We start from the raw sequence: 16,269 nt of genomic DNA, 5'->3' as shown, positions 1-16,269 counted from the left end.
CGTTATGTCGGGTTTCATGGCGGCCGACCACCGCCACCAGTGACCATCGGCCCGTGGGAACGCCTACGATGGTTCGAGACTGTCTAGGGGAGCGTTGATCCGTGTCGATTCTGGAAAAGGTCCTTCGCGCGGGCGAGGGGCGCATGGTCCGCCGTCTCAAGGCGATCGCCGCCGCCGTCAACTCGATCGAGGACGACTACGTCAACCTCACCGACGAAGAGCTGAGCGGCATGACCGAGCAGTTCAGGGAGCGCCTCGCCGACGGGCAGACCCTGGACGACCTGCTGCCCGAGGCCTTCGCGGTCTGCCGGGAGGCGGCGGCGCGCGTGCTCGGCCAGCGGCCGTACGACGTGCAGGTGATGGGTGGCGCGGCGCTGCACTTCGGCAACATCGCCGAGATGAAGACCGGTGAGGGCAAGACCCTGACCTCGGTGATGCCGGTCTATCTCAACGCGTTGTCCGGCGAGGGCGTGCACGTGGTCACGGTGAACGACTACCTGGCCCAGCGGGACGCCGCCTGGATGGGCCGGGTGCACGAGTTCCTCGGCCTCACCGTCGGTGTGGTGCTGCCGAACCGTCCGGCCGCCGAGCACCGCGCGGCCTACGAGTGCGACATCACCTACGGCACGAACAACGAGTTCGGCTTCGACTACCTGCGCGACAACATGGCGTGGTCGAGGGACGAGCTGGTCCAGCGCGGCCACAACTTCGCCGTGGTCGACGAGGTCGACTCGATCCTGATCGACGAGGCCCGGACCCCGCTGATCATCTCCGGCCCGGCCGAGCACTCCGCCCGCTGGTACGGCGAGTTCGCCGCCGTGGTGGCCCGCCTCCAGGTGGGCAAGGACGGCGAGGGTGACTACGAGGTCGACTTCTCCAAGCGCACCATCGCGGTCACCGAGCGCGGTGTGGCCAAGGTCGAGGACCGGCTCGGCATCGACAACCTCTACGAGTCGGTGAACACCCCGCTCGTCGGCTATTTGAACAACGCCATCAAGGCCAAGGAGCTGTACAAGCGCGACAAGGACTACATCGTCAGCGACGGAGAGGTCCTGATCGTCGACGAGTTCACCGGCCGCATCCTGCACGGTCGGCGTTACAACGAGGGCATGCACCAGGCGATCGAGGCCAAGGAGGGGGTGGAGATCAAGCAGGAGAACCAGACCCTGGCCACCATCACCCTCCAGAACTACTTCCGTCTCTACGACAAGCTCTCCGGCATGACCGGTACGGCCCAGACCGAGGCGGGCGAGTTCAACAAGGTCTACAAGGTCGGCGTGGTGACCATCCCGACCCACCGGCCGATGGTCCGCGAGGACCGCGCCGACGTCATCTACAAGACCGAGAAGGCCAAGTTCAACGCGGTCATCGAGGACATCGCCGAGCGGCACCAGGCCGGGCAGCCCGTGCTGGTCGGCACCGTCTCGGTGGAGAACTCCGAGATCCTGTCCCAGCTGCTGCGCCGCCGGGGCATCCCGCACTCGGTGCTGAACGCGAAGTTCCACGCCCGCGAGGCGGAGATCGTCGCCCAGGCGGGTCGCAAGGGCGCGGTCACGGTCGCCACCAACATGGCCGGTCGAGGCACCGACATCCTACTCGGCGGCAACCCCGAGTTCCTCGCCGCGAGCGAGCTGCGCCAGCGTGGCCTCGACCCGGCGGAGAACGCCGAGGAGTACGACAAGGCGCTCGAAGAGGTCATGCCGAAGTGGAAGCAGGCATGCGACGCCGAGGCGGAGGAGGTCGCCGGTGCCGGCGGGCTCTACGTCCTGGGCACCGAGCGGCACGAGTCCCGACGGATCGACAACCAGCTGCGTGGCCGGTCCGGTCGGCAGGGCGACCCGGGTGAGTCGCGGTTCTACCTGTCCCTCCAGGACGACCTGATGAAGCGGTTCCGCTCCGGCGCGGTCGAGGCGGTGATGGAGCGCTTCAACATCCCGGAGGACGTGCCCATCGAGTCGAAGATGGTCACCCGCCAGATCAAGGGCGCGCAGGCCCAGATCGAGGGGCAGAACGCCGAGATCCGGAAGAACGTCCTCAAGTACGACGAGGTCATGAACAAGCAGCGCCAGGTGATCTACGCCGAGCGGCTGCGCGTACTCAACGGCGAGGACCTCTCCGACCAGGTCCGCAACATGATCAACGATGTGGTCGAGGCGTACGTGGTGGGGGCCACCTCCGAGGGGTACGTCGAGGACTGGGACCTCGAGCAGCTCTGGACCAACCTCAAGCAGCTCTACCCGGTCGGCATCACCATCGAGGAACTCGAGGAGGAGGCCGGCGGCTCGCGCGCCAGCGTCGACGCCGATTTCCTGGTCGCGCAGCTCAGGGACGACGCCAACGCCGCGTACGACCGGCGTGAGGAGCAGCTCGGCGAGGAGGGCACCCGGCAGCTCGAACGGATGGTGCTGCTCCAGGTGATCGACCGCAAGTGGCGTGAGCACCTATACGAGATGGACTACCTCCAGGAGGGCATCTCGCTGCGCGCCTACGCCCAGCGTGACCCGGTGGTGGAGTACCAGCGCGAGGGCTTCGCCATGTTCACCACCATGATGGAAGGCATCAAGGAGGAGACGGTCGGTTTCCTCTACAACCTGGACGTCCAGGTCAACGAGCCGGAGCCGGAGGCTGAGGAGGTCCAGCTGCTGGACAAGCCGGTGGAGGTCCGGGCCAAGGGCCTGGGTCGGGCACCGCAGCAGCAGGGCCTGCAGTACTCCGCGCCGACCATCGACGGGGAGGCCGGAGCCGGTGCGGTCGCCGTGCAGCGCGACGACCAGCGTGCCCCCGCGCTCGGCATCGGTGGCCCGGCGCCGACGGCTCCGGCGGCGCCGGGTCGGACGGCTCCCTCGGCACCGCAGCGCTCGGCTGCCAGCCGGGGCGCCGGTGTGGCCGCCAGCACGGCCCGCCAGGCGGCACCGACCGGGCAGGCGAGTGCCGGCAACGGGCCGTCCCGCAACGCGCCGTGCCCCTGCGGTTCGGGTCGTAAGTACAAGCGCTGCCACGGTGCCCCCGGGGGCCCCTCGGCGGGTTGACGCCGGAGCTCAGAGGACGCGGAGGTCGGTGCAGAGCCAGGTGCCGCGCCGGTGTTCCAGGCGGAGCGCCATCGCCCAGGTGCGGCCGGCGGCTCCGGCGAGGACCGCGGCGACCTCGATGGCGGCGGGACGCGGCTCGCAGACGCGTAGTCGGCGCAGCCGGAGGCCGGGTCGGGTCGACCGGCGTCGGGCCGGGGCACCTCGCGCGGTGGCCCGGGCCAGCTCGGGCAGCAGGTGGGCGGCGCGGGCCGGGTCGAGATGACGCCGTAACTGCACCGGCGGCCGGAAGCCGTTGAACACCTCCAGGCAGGTCGCGACGAACCGGTGGGCCACCCGGGTGGCCGCCGGAGTGGCCGTGACCAGGGCGTCGGGCGGCAGTCGTCGGGCTCGGTCAGCCCTCGGCCCCGACGGTGCCGGGCGGGTGTGCGGGCCGGCGTCGCCGGCCGGCGAGGTGGGACCGAGGGCGGGGCGTCGGGTGGGTGGCCGGTCGGGCTCACGGCGGACGGGCCACGCTGGGGCGTCGGCGAAGAGGTCGAGGGCGAGCTGGCCGTGCACCGGGCCGGGCCAGCCGGTGGCGTCCTCGTCCAGGAACGGCGGGTCGAACGCGGGGGCGGGCCGCAGCCGTACGGGCGGACGGGTCGGCCCGGGTCGCCGGAGGTCGGTCATCGCACTGCGCCCCTCGGATGTCAGCGGTCGTTGATTGCGTTTTCCTTCGTTTGCCTTCGACAGCTCCCATCTTCGGGCATAGATCAGGGGCGGTCAATGGCGGGGCGGGATTGTGTGGCTACTCGGGTTCGCGGTCGGTGAGCGGATTGCCCCGGACCCACTCGGCGGTCTCCGCATACTTACGCTGGATGTACTCCTCCAGCCGGGCCCGCTCCACCCGCCACTGGCCCCGGCCACCTATCTTGATCGCGGGTAGCTCTCCGCTGCGTACCATGTGGTAGACCTGCGAGTCCGACACGTTCAGCTCGGCGGCCACGTCGGACAGGAGCAGGAACCTCGGCTCCACGAAAACTCCCCGGGTTGGCGTCGTTTGCGTCAGTTTGCCATTGTCGACCTGGTGCAGCCCAGTCGCTGCGCGGTGTTCCGGCCCTCGACCCGGACACACCCGGGTCGGTCGGAACTTCCGCCGGAGCGGGTGCGGAGTGTATGACGGTCTGGGCGTACGTACGGGAGAGACCGGCGGGGCCGGTTCACGAGCAGAGCGGGGGAGACCACCGGTGACCGACGAGCTAGTGCGGGTCTATGTGCCGGCGACCGTGCCGATGCTGGCCAGGCTCTCCGAGGACGGCCTCAAGGTGACCCAGGCGCACGCGGTGACGCCGATGTTGCGCGAGTGGTACGCCGAGGGCGACGAGGAGGAGTTGGAGTACGTCGCCTTCACCCGGGCCGCCCAGGACGCCCTGCAACTGATCCGGCACGACCCCGCCGCCCCGCGCCGCCGGGTGGTGGTCTCGGCGGACCTGCCCGCCACGACGATCGGCCGAGGTGACGGCGATCTCGGGTCCAGCGTCGTCGAGCTGGGCGGCGTGGTCCCGGCCGCCGCGGTCGCGGCCATCCACGTGGACGGCGCGGACGCCGCCGCAGACGTCGCCGCCGCCGCGGAGGTGGTGGCGGAGGCGCTGGCCGGCGACCCGGACGCGCAGTTCACCGTCGACAGCGCCGAGGACCACGAACTCGAGTGGTACGACCCGAGCGAGCTGGAACTGCTGCTGCGCGCGGCCTCCGGCGGAAGCTGAGCCAGCGGGTGCCTCAGCGGCCGGCGGTGGTCGAACCCTCGGCGGGGGTGGTCTCGGTGCCGCTCTCCGGCTCGTCGTCCGAGGCCGGGCCGAGCGTGCGGCCGAACGCGACCAGCGCGGTCAGCGCGCCGACGAACAGCACCCAGATGCCGTTGTCCACCCGGGAGGTGCCCAGCGAGGTCTGCGCCACCGCGTCCGCCTCGCTGAGCGCGGCGGCCAGGTCGATCAACGAGCGCCCGCCGATGCGGATGATCACCTCGGCGAGCAGCAGGAGGAGCCCCGGACCGGCCCCGGCGACGAGGTACGCCGGCCAACGTTGCCCGGTGACGCCCTGTTCGGCCCGGGCGGCCCGCCGCCGGGCCCAGGTGAGGTAGCCGAAGGCCAGGGCGCCGGCGATCAGCCCGGCGAGCAGCGATTCGGTACGGGAGACCCAGGCGGCCGCGCTGACCAGCGACTGCTGGCTGTCGCCCGCGCCGAACAGATCGAACAGCGGGTCCCGGGCCGCGCTGAAGGCCACCACGAACAGCAACGTGCCCAGCGTGGCGGAGGCCACCGCCCCGACGACGGCGCCGTTGCGCGCACCGGCCAGCGCGCCGCCGATGACCGCTGCGGCGGCCGTGGTGCTGGCGATCGTGCGGGTGGTCGTGTTGCCGACGTAGGTCAGGTCGATCACGAGTGCGGCGGCGATCCCGACCAGCAGGCCGGCACCGACCGCCACCGCGAATCGCAGGGTCACCCGGTCCCGGTGGCGGGTCACCGGCTCGGCGGCGGCCAGCCCGACCGCGGCACCGGCCACCAGGGCGGCCGAGATCACCCCGGGCAGCGCGAACGCCGACAGGCTGACCGCGGTGACCCCGGCGGTGGCCGAGCTGATCGCCTCCCGGGTGGACCAGAGCATCGCCGCCAGCCAGCCCAACGCCAGCAGCGCCAGCACCGGGCCGCCCGGAGCGCGCAGGGGCCGCCCGGCGGTCGCCCCGGTGGCGGCGGGGTCGCCGGTCTCGGCCTGATCGGGCTGCGCAGCGGTCGAACCGCCGGGCTGGTCGCTCATCGTCTCCCCTTCAGCGCCGGGCCCGACGACCTGGCCCGGGTACGTCACCGGCAACCCAGCGTACGCGTCCCGTCCGGGTGCAGGCCCGAACCCTGAGCGCCACTCCCGGAACCTGGGTTCCTTCGGCTACACGCGTCAGCCTGGTACGAATCCATGCCGGATCGGCGAATACGCCTCGTGATCATCGGTGATCACCTGGTCGAGATGTGATCGACCGGCGGTGGGCGTGGGAGGATTGGTCGAGGTCCCGCCACCGTGGGACGGTTGCGCCACCGCCTCCCGCCGCCGCGGGACGGTTTCGCCACTGCCGTCGAGATCGCCAGGAGCCCTGATGGACGCCGTGTTCTCCGTACCCGAGCCACACAACGAGCCGGTACGCGCCTATGCGCCGGGCAGCACCGACCGGGAACGGCTCCAACGGCGGCTCACCGAACTGGCCGCCGAGCGTATCGACCTGCCGATGACCATCGCGGGCGCGCAGCGGATGGCCGGCGGTGAACCGATCGACGTGGTGCAGCCGCACCGGCACGCCCACGTGCTCGGGGTGACCGGCCACGCCACCCGGGACGACGCGCGGGCCGCCGTCATGGCGGCCAAGGAGGCCGCACCCGGCTGGCGTGCGCTGCCCTTCGAGGAGCGCGCGGCGATCTTCCTCCGCGCCGCCGAGCTGCTCTCCGGTCCGTGGCGCGACACCCTCAACGCGGCCACCATGCTCGGCCAGTCGAAGACCGCCGTGCAGGCCGAGATCGACGCCGCCTGCGAGTTCATCGACTTCCTGCGGTTCAACGTGTACTTCGCCCGCAAGCTGCTCGCCGAGCAGCCGATGTCCTCGCCCGGGGTGTGGAACCGGTTCGACCACCGGCCGCTGGAGGGCTTTGTCTACGCGGTCACCCCGTTCAACTTCACCGCGATCGCCGGGAACCTGCCCTCCGCGCCGGCCCTGCTCGGCAACACCGTGGTCTGGAAGCCGGGCCCGACCCAGCAGTTCGCGGCGCACTTCACCATGCGGCTGTTCGAGGCGGCCGGGCTGCCGCCCGGAGTGATCAACATGGTCACCGGGCGGGGCGAGGAGGTCTCCGACGTGGTGCTGGCCGACCCCGACCTGGCCGGCATCCACTTCACCGGCTCCACGAAGGTGTTCCAGCACCTGTGGCGCACCGTCGGGGAGAACATCGCGGGCTATCGCGGCTATCCGAGACTGGTCGGTGAGACCGGCGGCAAGGACTTCGTGGTGGCGCACTCCAGCGCCGACGTCGACGCCCTGCACACCGCGCTGATCCGGGGCGCCTTCGAGTACCAGGGCCAGAAGTGTTCGGCGGCCTCCCGCGCGTACGTGCCGCGGTCGATCTGGGAGGGCGGCCTGCGCGACCGGCTGGCCGCCACCGCGGACGGTCTGACCTACGGCGACGTCACCGACTTCGGCAACTTCGGCGGCGCGGTCATCGACGACAAGGCGTTCGCCCGGCACACCGCCGCGCTGGAGCTGATCTCCGGCGACGACAGCTGCCGGGTCATCGCGGGCGGTACCGCCGACGACTCGGTCGGCTGGTTCGTCCGCCCGACGATCTTCGAGTGCGGGGATTCCGCCCACGAGACCTTCACCACCGAGTACTTCGGCCCGATCCTCGGTGTGCACGTCTTCGACGACGCCCGCTTCGACGAGGTGGTCGCCCAGGCCGAGTCGATCGCCCCGTACGCCCTGACCGGGGCGATCTTCGCCACCGACCGCCGGGTGGTCGAGGCGGTGGCCGAGAAGATGCGGTACGCGGCCGGCAACTTCTATGTCAACGACAAGCCGACCGGCGCGGTGGTCGGGCAGCAGCCCTTCGGCGGCGCCCGGGCCAGCGGCACCAACGACAAGGCCGGCTCCTGGCACAACCTGGTCCGCTGGATGTCGCCCCGGACGATCAAGGAGACCTTCGTGCCGCCCACCGACCACACATACCCCCACATGGGCTGAGAGGTAGCACGACGTAACCGGATGTAAGGAAGGGTCCCCTTCTAACGCCTCGTGCATAGGAGGGGACCCTTCCTAACATCTGGGCCCTGGAATCGGGGTGGGTGCCGGGGGTGTGGGTGGCCGGAACGGTGCAGGTGGGGCGGCTGCGGGGCACCGTCGTGCGCCGACAGTGCACATAGGAAACCCCAATGGGTGGCGAAACGGTGAAATCCTGGACGCCGGCTCAGCAAAGTGGCAGCGTAAGCGGCATGGCGGAATCCGGAGTCAACCCCACGGCGGCGGCCCTACTCGGGCTGCTCCACGAGGGACCCATGACAGGTGGCCAGTTGATGGCCGCCGCCGAGCGCCGACTGGCGCCGTACTGGTCGATGACCCGCAGTCAGGTCTACCGGGAGTTGCCGGTGCTGGCCGAGCGGGGCTTCGTCCGGCTGGGCAAACCCGGGCCGCGGATGAGTCAACCGTACGCGATCACGGCCGCCGGCAAGCGGACATTCTCCCGCTGGCTCGCGGAGGACCCCGGGCGGGACACCATCCGCAACCCGATCGCCCTGCGTATCGCCTTCGGGCAGTTGCACTCGTCGATCCAGCTCAAGAACCTCCAGGTGGCGGCCAACGAGTACCACACCGAGGCCCTGGCCAGGGTCCGTGAGCAGGTCAAGAGCGCCAAGAAGGAAGGCGACAACTTCGACGCCAGCGCGTTGGAGTTCGCCGTGGCCTACCACAAAGCCGCCCTGACCTGGCTCAAGAGCGCCCCCGTCGGCTGACGACCCGCCCGGGCAGGTTGGATTTGGCCCGGGACTGCGGGGCTCGCAAGCTCACTCCTCGCCCGAGCAGTAGTCTTGTCTGTCGTGACCGCTGCCGACTACGCCGAACAGCTCAAGGACCTCGACGCCACCCTGCGCAACATCGAGGCGGTGCTCGACCTCGATCGCCTGCGCGCGGACAAGGCCCGCCTGGAGCAGGAGGCGTCCGCCCCGGACCTGTGGGACGACCAGGCCCGGGCACAGCAGGTGACCTCCCAGCTCTCCTACGTCAACGGGGAGATCGACAAGCTCGGCAGCCTGCGCTCGCGGCTCGACGACGCGAACGTGCTGCTGGAGCTCGCCGAAGCCGAGTCCGACTCCGGTGTGCTCACCGAGGTCGAGACGGAGATCGCCGGGCTGGGCAAGGCCATCCAGGAGATGGAGGTCCGCACCCTGCTCTCCGGGGAGTACGACTCCCGGGAGGCGCTGGTGGCCATCCGAGCCGGCGCCGGTGGTGTGGACGCGGCGGACTTCGCCGAGATGCTGCTGCGGATGTACCTGCGCTGGGCCGAACGGCACGGCTACCCGACGGAGGTCTACGAGACCTCCTACGCCGAGGAGGCGGGCCTGAAGTCGGCCACCTTCACGGTCAAGGTGCCGTACGCGTACGGCACGCTCAGCGTGGAGTCCGGTACCCACCGGCTGGTGCGGATCAGCCCGTTCGACAATCAGGGCCGGCGGCAGACCAGCTTCGCCGGGGTCGAGGTGCTGCCGGTGGTGGAGCAGACCGACCACATCGACATCCCCGAGAACGAGATGCGGATCGACGTCTACCGGTCGTCCGGACCGGGTGGACAGAGCGTCAACACCACCGACTCCGCGGTGCGGATCACGCACGTACCGACCGGCATCGTGGTGACCTGCCAGAACGAGAAGTCGCAGCTCCAGAACAAGGCCTCGGCGTTGCGGGTGCTCCAGGCCCGACTGCTGGAGCGCAAGCGTCAGGAGGAGCAGGCCAAGCTCCAGGGTCTGAAGACCGACGCGGCGGGCTCCTGGGGCGACCAGATGCGCTCGTACGTTCTGCACCCCTATCAGATGGTGAAGGACCTGCGTACCGAGCAGGAGACCGGCAACCCGACCTCGGTCTTCGACGGTGAGCTGGACTCCTTCATCGAGGCGGGCATCCGCTGGCGTAAGCAGCAGCAACTGGCCGGCGACAGTGCGTGATCGATCGTGGGCGGACCGCAGCATCGATCTCCACCTGACGTGCTGATTAGATGACATGGCCCGCAACGGCGGGGCGTGGGACTTGGCACGACAGTTACACCGCGTAGACTCACCACCCGTGATTCAGCTTGAGCAAGTGACGAAGACGTACCCGAAGGCGTCGCGGCCTTCGCTCGACAACGTGTCCGTGTCGATCGACAAGGGCGAGTTCGTCTTCTTCATCGGCCCATCCGGCTCCGGCAAGTCCACGATCATCAAGATGCTGCTCCACGAGGTGGCCCCCAACAAGGGCCGTGTCGTGGTGAACGGCAAGGACGTCACGTCGATGCGGTCCTGGAAGCGCCCACACTTCCGCCGCTCGATCGGCTGCGTCTTCCAGGACTTCCGGCTGCTGCCGAACCGCACCGCGTACGAGAACGTGGCTTTCGCGCTCGAGGTGATCGGCAAGACCAAGGCGGTGGCCCGCCGGGTCGTGCCGGAGGTGCTGGAGTTGGTCGGCCTCGGCGGCAAGGAGCACCGCTACCCGCACGAACTCTCCGGTGGTGAGCAGCAGCGTGTGGCGGTGGCCCGGGCGTTCGTGAACCGCCCGCTGATCCTGCTGGCGGACGAGCCGACCGGAAACCTGGACCCGGACACCTCCATCGAGATCATGCGCCTGCTGGACCGGATCAACCGCACCGGCACGACCGTCGTGATGGTCACGCACGACTCCAACATCGTGAATCAGATGCGTCGCCGCGTCATCGAGATCGAGAGTGGGCGCATCGTTCGCGACCAGGCACGCGGCGTCTACGGGTGACGAGCGCAACCCACCGCACCCCGATCTGACGACTAACACCTCACGCCGGAGAGCCGGAGGAAATCCCGATGCGGATGAAATACGTCCTGTCCGAGGTACTGGTCGGACTGTGGCGCAACGTGACCATGACCATCGCGATGATCATCACGATGGGGGTCTCGCTGACCATGCTCGGCGCCAGCGGCCTGATCTACACCAAGGTCGCCGACATGAAGCAGTTGTACTTCGAGAACATCGAGGTCTCGATCTTCCTCGAGGCCGATGTCACCGACGAGCAGCGGACCGCGCTCGCCGGCCAGCTTGAGGCCGACCCGCTGATCTCGCAGGTCACCTACGTCAACAAGGACGAGGCGTTCCAGCGCTTCCAGGAGATGTTCCGCGACTCGCCGGACCTGCTCAGCGCGGTCCAGGCGGACCAACTGCCCGAGTCGTACCGGCTCAGGCTGGTGGACCCGGAGCAGTACCGGACCATCGCCGACCAGTACACCGGGGCCGAGGGCGTCGACCAGGTGGTCGACCAGAGCCAGGTACTCGACAAGATCTTCAATCTGTTCACCGCCGGGCAGAACATCGCGCTCGTCGCCGCGATCGCGATGGCTGTCGCGGCGCTGCTGCTGGTGGCCAACACGATCCAGGTGGCGGCGTACAGCAAGCGGCGCGAGGTCGCGGTCATGAAGCTGGTCGGCGCCTCCAACTGGTTCATCCAGGCACCGTTCGTGCTGGAGGCGGTGGTGGCCGGCCTGATCGGCTCGATCCTGGGTCTCGGGGCGTTGGTCGCCTTGAAGGTGTTCCTCTTCGACGGTGCGCTCAGCGCTCTCCAGGGACTGTTCGCGCCGGTGAGCTGGGGCGAGATCCTGTTGACCTTCCCGATCATGGCCGGTGTCGGCGGCCTGATCAGTGCGGTCACCGCCTGGGTCACCCTCCGGTTCTACCTGCGGGTCTAGTTTCCGTCGGCAGGGCCCGTCGGTGCCGGAACAAACGGCGCGGGCGGGCTCTTGTCGTTCGGGTAGCATGATCTCCGCTCAGCGGCGGGCCGCGCCGCCAGCCGGGGGGCGTTCACGAGAGAGGGGGCCGGCGATGCCACGGGAAAAGGGACGCAAGGTCGTCGCCTCCAACAAGAAGGCCCGACACGACTACGCCATCCTCGACACGTACGAGGCGGGCATGGCGTTGACCGGCACCGAGGTGAAGTCGCTGCGGGCCGGGCGGGCGTCGCTGGTCGACGCGTTCGCCCAGGAGCGTGACGGCGAGCTGTATCTGCACGGGATGCACATCCCCGAGTACACCCAGGGCACCTGGACCAACCACGAGCCCCGGCGGACCCGCAAGCTGCTGCTCAAGCGGCTGGAGATCGACCGGCTGATCGGCAAGACCCGGGAGAGCGGTCTGACCATGGTGCCGTTGCAGGTCTACTTCTCGGACGGCTGGGCCAAGGTGGAGATCGGCCTCGCCAAGGGCAAGAAGGCGTACGACAAGCGCCAGGACCTCGCGAAGCGGGACGCGGATCGGGAGATCATGCGGGCCGTCGGTCGGCGAGGCAAAGGGATGGATGGCTGATTTGTCCGGATCGTCCGGTCTCAGGTCGGTCGACCCAGGCTCGGGATGAATCCGGTTGCGGCAGGCGTTAGGCTTGTCAGAGTCGCCGGATCTCCGGCGGCACGTCGAGGGGGTGACTGGTTTCGACTTCGTGTGTTGCGGCAGGGGAAGCGAGCCGAGGAAGCCGACGTCGTCTCGAGAATCGTTCGTCGGAAACCAATAAGCGCCAAGAACAATCGCGCTGACTTCGCTCTCGCCGCCTGAGGCGAGTAGCAAGTCTGTCGGCCTGGGAGCGCCTTCGACCCAGATAGCCGGCATCAGCTAGAAGGCTGGCCAACCGGACCCGGTCGCGGGGTCCGTGCGGCGAGATCAATCAGCGACTGGGCCCGTCACACCGACTCGCTCGCGTGATCGGAGGGGCCAAGTAGAGGCACAGCGAGCTGCGCTCGGAGAAGCCCTGACAAGGCAGCGAAGGACCCGGGTTCGAATCCCGGCACCTCCACCCCCGTACTGCGCGCCCCGGTCATCACGACCGGGGCGCGCAGTCGTTTCGATCTCGGGCGGGAACCCCGTCGGGCGGTCACCCGTCGAACCGGGTATGCGCCGATCAGTCGCCCTGTTGAGCCTGTCCCTGATGATGATCGTGGCCGGGTGTGCCCCGGTGGGCACCGAGCCGGACGAGTCCGGTGCCGCGTCCGGCCAGCCGGGCGGGCCGGAGGACCGGCAGGGGGCGTTCACACAGCGGGCGGCGGCCGTGGCCGAGGCGTGGCGGCCCGACGGTGCCTGGACCACGGGCTACGTACCGTTGCAGGAACCCACCGTGCTCGTCGGCGAACCCGACTTCACCCCGCAGACCAAGACCGCCTTCCAGGCCGGGTGGTACCGCGCCACCGTGGACCTGCCCGACCGTAAGCCGGCCGAGGGCACCGTACGCTTCCCGGACGGGTCGGCGCGGGTTCCGCTGGTCAGCGCGGCGCAGGCGTACCGTGAGCTGCGCCAGAGCGACCCGGGCGCCTGTCCGGGGCCGACGGACCCGGCCATCCCGCCGGCGCCCGCGCCGGGCGACGGACCGGACAGCGCGGTCGGCAGCCGGCCGCAGGGTGACTGCGTCGCGCTCACCGTCACCAAGGTCGAGTTGGGTGTCGCGCCGGTGCACACCACCCGGGGAGCGGCGCAGGTGCCGGCCTGGCTGTTCACCGTGCCGGAGATCGGCGCGGTGGTGGCCCGGGTCGCGGTCGCGCCCGAGGCGGTCGCCACCCCGCCCACGCCCTCCCCGCCGTCCGGGACGCCCGCACCGGGACTGGTGGGCGCACAGGAGATCGAGACGGCCGACGGTACGACGCTGAGGTTCCGGCTCGGTGTGGGCAGCTGCGACACCGAGATCACTCCGCTGGTCCTGGAGCAGGACCAGGTGATCGTGGTCGGCGGTACGGTCGTGCCGCCGACCGGCGGGTGCGACGAGAGGCTCAACCTGCACCCGGCGGAGGTGACGCTAAAGGCCCCGGTGGGCGCGCGTCCCGTTCTGGACGTGCTCAGCGGCACCCCGCTACGCCTCGCCGCCGGCTGACGTGTGTGTGTTAGGAAGGGTCCCTTCCTATACACGAGGCGTTAGTAGGGGGCCCTTCCTTTCACATCACAGGATCGGGGGGATGTCGGTGCGGATGGGGACGGGCAACACGGTCGGGCCGTCGGCGCGTAGCGCGGTGCCGAGTGCCTCGCCGAGCCGGTCCGGGGTGTCGACGACGGTGGCGGCGCAGCCGTAGCCACGGGCGATCGCGGCGATGTCCAACCCGGGCAGGTCCAGTCCGGGTACGCCGGGCGTCTGCTTGAGGTCGGCGAACGCCTTGAGGATGGCGTACTGCTGGTTCACCGGCACCACGACGGCCAGCGGCAGCCGCAGCCGGGCAGCGGTCCACAGCGCCTGCACGGAGTAGTGGAACGAGCCGTCGCCGATCACCGCGACCACCGGTCGGTGCCGGCCGGTGTCGCGTTGCGCCAGCGCGATGCCGACCGCCGCCGGCAGGCCGTAGCCGAGCCCGCCGCTGGCCATGGTGAAGTACGACCCGGGTCGGGTGAACCGCAGCCGTCGCCGTAGTGCGGACAGGTTCGACGGCGACTCCTGCACCAGCACCGCGTCCTCGGGCCAGTGCGCGGCCAGCGCGGCGAAGAGTGCGTCGGCGCTGAGCGGGACGGTGTCCTCCACCGCCGGGGATTCGGAGCGGACCGGTGGCGGAGGCCGGTCGGCCGGCGGCACCCGGTCGGCCAGCGCGGCGAGGGTGAGGCCGGCGTCGCCGAGCAGGCTGTCACCGACCGGGGCCCGGGCTGCCTCCTCCGGGTCGTCGGTGACGTGCAGCAGCCGTACGCCGCCGGGCAGCGTCTCGCCCGGTACGTGCGGGTAGTAGCGGAACACCGGGGCACCGACCACCAGCACGGTGTCGTGCCCACGTAGGCGCTCGGCCAACGGGGCGATCGCGAAGGGCAGGACGCCCTGGAAATGCGGATGGTCCTCGGGGAAGGCGGTCCGCTCCGGTGCTGGCGCCGTCCAGACCGGGGCGGCCAGCCGCTCGGCCAGGGCGACCGCGTGCTCCCACGCGCCGGCCCGGTCCACCGCCGCACCGAGGACGATCGCCGGTGACCGGCTGCCCGCCAACGCCGTGGCGAACTCGGCGAGCCGCCGCGGGTCGGGAGCGAACCGGGTGGCCACCGTACGGGCCTGGGGTGGCGGGTCGGCGGGCTGGGCCCAGTCGTCCAGCGGCAGGGAGAGGAAGACCGGCCCGGCGGGCGGCTGGACGGCGGTGGCGTACGCCCGCATGAGCGCCGCCGGAACGTCCTGCGCGCGGACCGGTTCGTGGGCCCACTTGACGTACGGCTGGGGCAGTTCGGTGGGGTGCCGGGCGGCGAGCCGGGGTTCGAGCAGCAGCATCTCCCGGGTCTGCTGGCCGGCGGTGACGATCAGCGGAGTCCGGTTGTGCCAGGCGGTGACGATGTTGCCCATGGCGTTGCCGGTGCCGGGCGCGGTGTGCAGGTTGACGTGCGCGGGCCCGCCGGTGGCCTGGGCGTACCCGTCGGCGATGCCCACCGCGGACGCCTCCTGAAGGGCGAGCACGTAGTGGAAGTCGGCGGGAAAATCCTGGAGGAAGGGTTCCTCGGTGGAGCCGGGGTTACCGAAGACGGTGGTCATGCCGAGGACGCGGAGCAGTTCGTAGGTGGTGTCCCGGACCGTTGCCATCGCCTTCGAATCTATCCGGGCGACCCGGTTCCATAGGGCTTTTCGCCTTTGCGCGGCGGTCCGTTCCGACCGCTGCCCCGGCCGTCGGCGCGGTTTCGCCCCTGCCTGCCAACACCGGTGTCGATCACCCGACGATCAGACCTACGCGACCGCCGTGGACGCAGGCTATGGTGCCAGGCATGGCTAAGACAGCGTGGATGGTGCCGATCGGGTCCGCCGTCCCGATGTGCGATCGCTTCCGCCGCCCGGTTCACGGTTGACGGGTGCGGTGATGCAGGAAGAGGGGCAGGCGATCGGCGGACGGGCGACGGAGTCGATGGCGGGGAAACTGATGGTGGCGACGCCGGCGCTGAAGGACCCGAACTTCGACCGCACAGTCGTGTTGCTGGTCGCGCACGAACCCGGCGGCGCGCTCGGCGTGGTGCTCAACCGGGCGACCGAGGTGACGGTGGCCGACGTGCTGCGCGACTGGGGCGACCTGGCCCGCCATCCGGCGGTGTTGTTCGAGGGTGGCCCGGTGCAGCCCGACTCGGCGATCTGCCTCGCCCGGATGCGGCAGCCGGTCCGTCGGTTCAAGGGCTTTCACCAGGTCTCCGGGGCGGTCGGCACCCTCGACCTCTCGGTCGACCCGCAGCGGCTGCGGGAGAGCGTGGAGAGCATCCGGGTCTTCGCCGGGTACGCGGGCTGGGGCGCGGGACAGTTGGAGCAGGAGATCGAGGACGGCTCCTGGTTCGTGCTGGACGCGCTGCCCGGTGACGCGTTCGTCGACCGCCCGGACGACCTGTGGCCGATGGTGCTGCGCCGGCAGGGCGGCATGATGGCCGCGGTGGCGCACTTCCCCCCGGACGTGGCACTGAACTGAACCCGCTCGCGACGCCGTCGCGCGGGAGACCCCCGAGAGATGACCATGCCAGCGAGCGCGTGTATAGTTCTCCCAGTGCCCGGGCGACCGGGTA

The 16,269-nt window shown here is 70.2% G+C and carries 14 protein-coding genes and 1 other RNA gene; 11 read left to right on the top strand and 4 right to left on the bottom strand.

Annotated features, from left to right (window positions below; genetic code table 11):
• The first annotated feature begins 101 nt into the window (after window positions 1-101).
• Window positions 102-3,029, top strand: coding sequence for a preprotein translocase subunit SecA (secA, locus tag ID554_RS07850; RefSeq protein WP_117229392.1), 2,928 nt, complete (start codon window positions 102-104; stop codon window positions 3,027-3,029).
• 9 nt (window positions 3,030-3,038) lie between these two features.
• Here the strand turns inward: secA and ID554_RS07845 are convergent, their stop codons facing one another.
• Both ID554_RS07845 and ID554_RS07840 read right to left on the bottom strand, forming a co-directional pair.
• Window positions 3,039-3,695, bottom strand: coding sequence for an Rv3235 family protein (locus ID554_RS07845; RefSeq protein ID WP_117229391.1), 657 nt, complete (start codon window positions 3,693-3,695; stop codon window positions 3,039-3,041).
• Between the two features lie 118 nt (window positions 3,696-3,813).
• Entirely contained in the window at window positions 3,814-4,041 is a 228-nt protein-coding gene (locus ID554_RS07840; RefSeq protein WP_117229390.1) for a helix-turn-helix domain-containing protein, read from the bottom strand.
• Window positions 4,042-4,252: 211 nt separating this feature from the next.
• On the opposite strand from ID554_RS07840, the gene ID554_RS07835 reads away from it, so the two are divergent.
• Window positions 4,253-4,771, top strand: a complete 519-nt coding sequence (locus ID554_RS07835; RefSeq protein WP_117229389.1) for a DUF6912 family protein — start codon at window positions 4,253-4,255, stop codon at window positions 4,769-4,771.
• A 13-nt stretch (window positions 4,772-4,784) separates the two neighbouring features.
• Here the strand turns inward: ID554_RS07835 and ID554_RS07830 are convergent, their stop codons facing one another.
• The gene (locus ID554_RS07830) at window positions 4,785-5,819 is read right to left on the bottom strand and encodes a hypothetical protein (RefSeq protein WP_117229388.1); all 1,035 of its coding nucleotides are present in this window, start codon (window positions 5,817-5,819) and stop codon (window positions 4,785-4,787) included.
• A gap of 331 nt (window positions 5,820-6,150) precedes the next feature.
• On the opposite strand from ID554_RS07830, the gene pruA reads away from it, so the two are divergent.
• The 8 genes from pruA (at window position 6,151) to ID554_RS07790 (ending at window position 13,651) form a co-directional block, all read left to right on the top strand.
• Window positions 6,151-7,779 (top strand): L-glutamate gamma-semialdehyde dehydrogenase, encoded by a 1,629-nt coding sequence (gene pruA / locus ID554_RS07825; protein ID WP_117229387.1) that lies wholly within the window; start codon window positions 6,151-6,153, stop codon window positions 7,777-7,779.
• Between the two features lie 248 nt (window positions 7,780-8,027).
• A complete protein-coding gene (locus tag ID554_RS07820) occupies window positions 8,028-8,543 on the top strand; it encodes a PadR family transcriptional regulator (protein ID WP_117229386.1) in 516 nt (171 codons plus the stop codon).
• 84 nt (window positions 8,544-8,627) lie between these two features.
• Window positions 8,628-9,749, top strand: coding sequence for a peptide chain release factor 2 (gene prfB, locus ID554_RS07815; protein WP_117229385.1), 1,122 nt, complete (start codon window positions 8,628-8,630; stop codon window positions 9,747-9,749).
• Window positions 9,750-9,867: 118 nt separating this feature from the next.
• Window positions 9,868-10,548: a cell division ATP-binding protein FtsE gene (gene ftsE, locus ID554_RS07810; protein ID WP_117229384.1), complete on the top strand. Its 681-nt coding sequence runs from the start codon at window positions 9,868-9,870 to the stop codon at window positions 10,546-10,548.
• A gap of 68 nt (window positions 10,549-10,616) precedes the next feature.
• Complete coding sequence (gene ftsX / locus ID554_RS07805; RefSeq protein WP_117229383.1) at window positions 10,617-11,492, top strand: permease-like cell division protein FtsX; 876 nt, start codon at window positions 10,617-10,619, stop codon at window positions 11,490-11,492.
• Window positions 11,493-11,625: 133 nt separating this feature from the next.
• A complete protein-coding gene (smpB, locus tag ID554_RS07800) occupies window positions 11,626-12,105 on the top strand; it encodes an SsrA-binding protein SmpB (RefSeq protein WP_117229382.1) in 480 nt (159 codons plus the stop codon).
• Window positions 12,106-12,213: 108 nt separating this feature from the next.
• Window positions 12,214-12,589, top strand: a transfer-messenger RNA (tmRNA) gene (ssrA, locus tag ID554_RS07795).
• A 93-nt stretch (window positions 12,590-12,682) separates the two neighbouring features.
• Complete coding sequence (locus ID554_RS07790; protein WP_117229381.1) at window positions 12,683-13,651, top strand: hypothetical protein; 969 nt, start codon at window positions 12,683-12,685, stop codon at window positions 13,649-13,651.
• A 66-nt stretch (window positions 13,652-13,717) separates the two neighbouring features.
• Here ID554_RS07790 and mdlC read toward each other — a convergent pair whose 3' ends face one another.
• Window positions 13,718-15,313: a benzoylformate decarboxylase gene (mdlC, locus tag ID554_RS07785; RefSeq protein ID WP_117229380.1), complete on the bottom strand. Its 1,596-nt coding sequence runs from the start codon at window positions 15,311-15,313 to the stop codon at window positions 13,718-13,720.
• A 271-nt stretch (window positions 15,314-15,584) separates the two neighbouring features.
• On the opposite strand from mdlC, the gene ID554_RS07780 reads away from it, so the two are divergent.
• Window positions 15,585-16,175, top strand: coding sequence for a YqgE/AlgH family protein (locus ID554_RS07780; protein ID WP_117229379.1), 591 nt, complete (start codon window positions 15,585-15,587; stop codon window positions 16,173-16,175).
• Window positions 16,176-16,269: the final 94 nt, after the last annotated feature.

The sequence above is a fragment of the Micromonospora craniellae genome (assembly GCF_014764405.1).
Lineage (GTDB): Bacteria > Actinomycetota > Actinomycetes > Mycobacteriales > Micromonosporaceae > Micromonospora > Micromonospora craniellae.
This window is presented reverse-complemented; position numbering and strand designations above follow the sequence as displayed.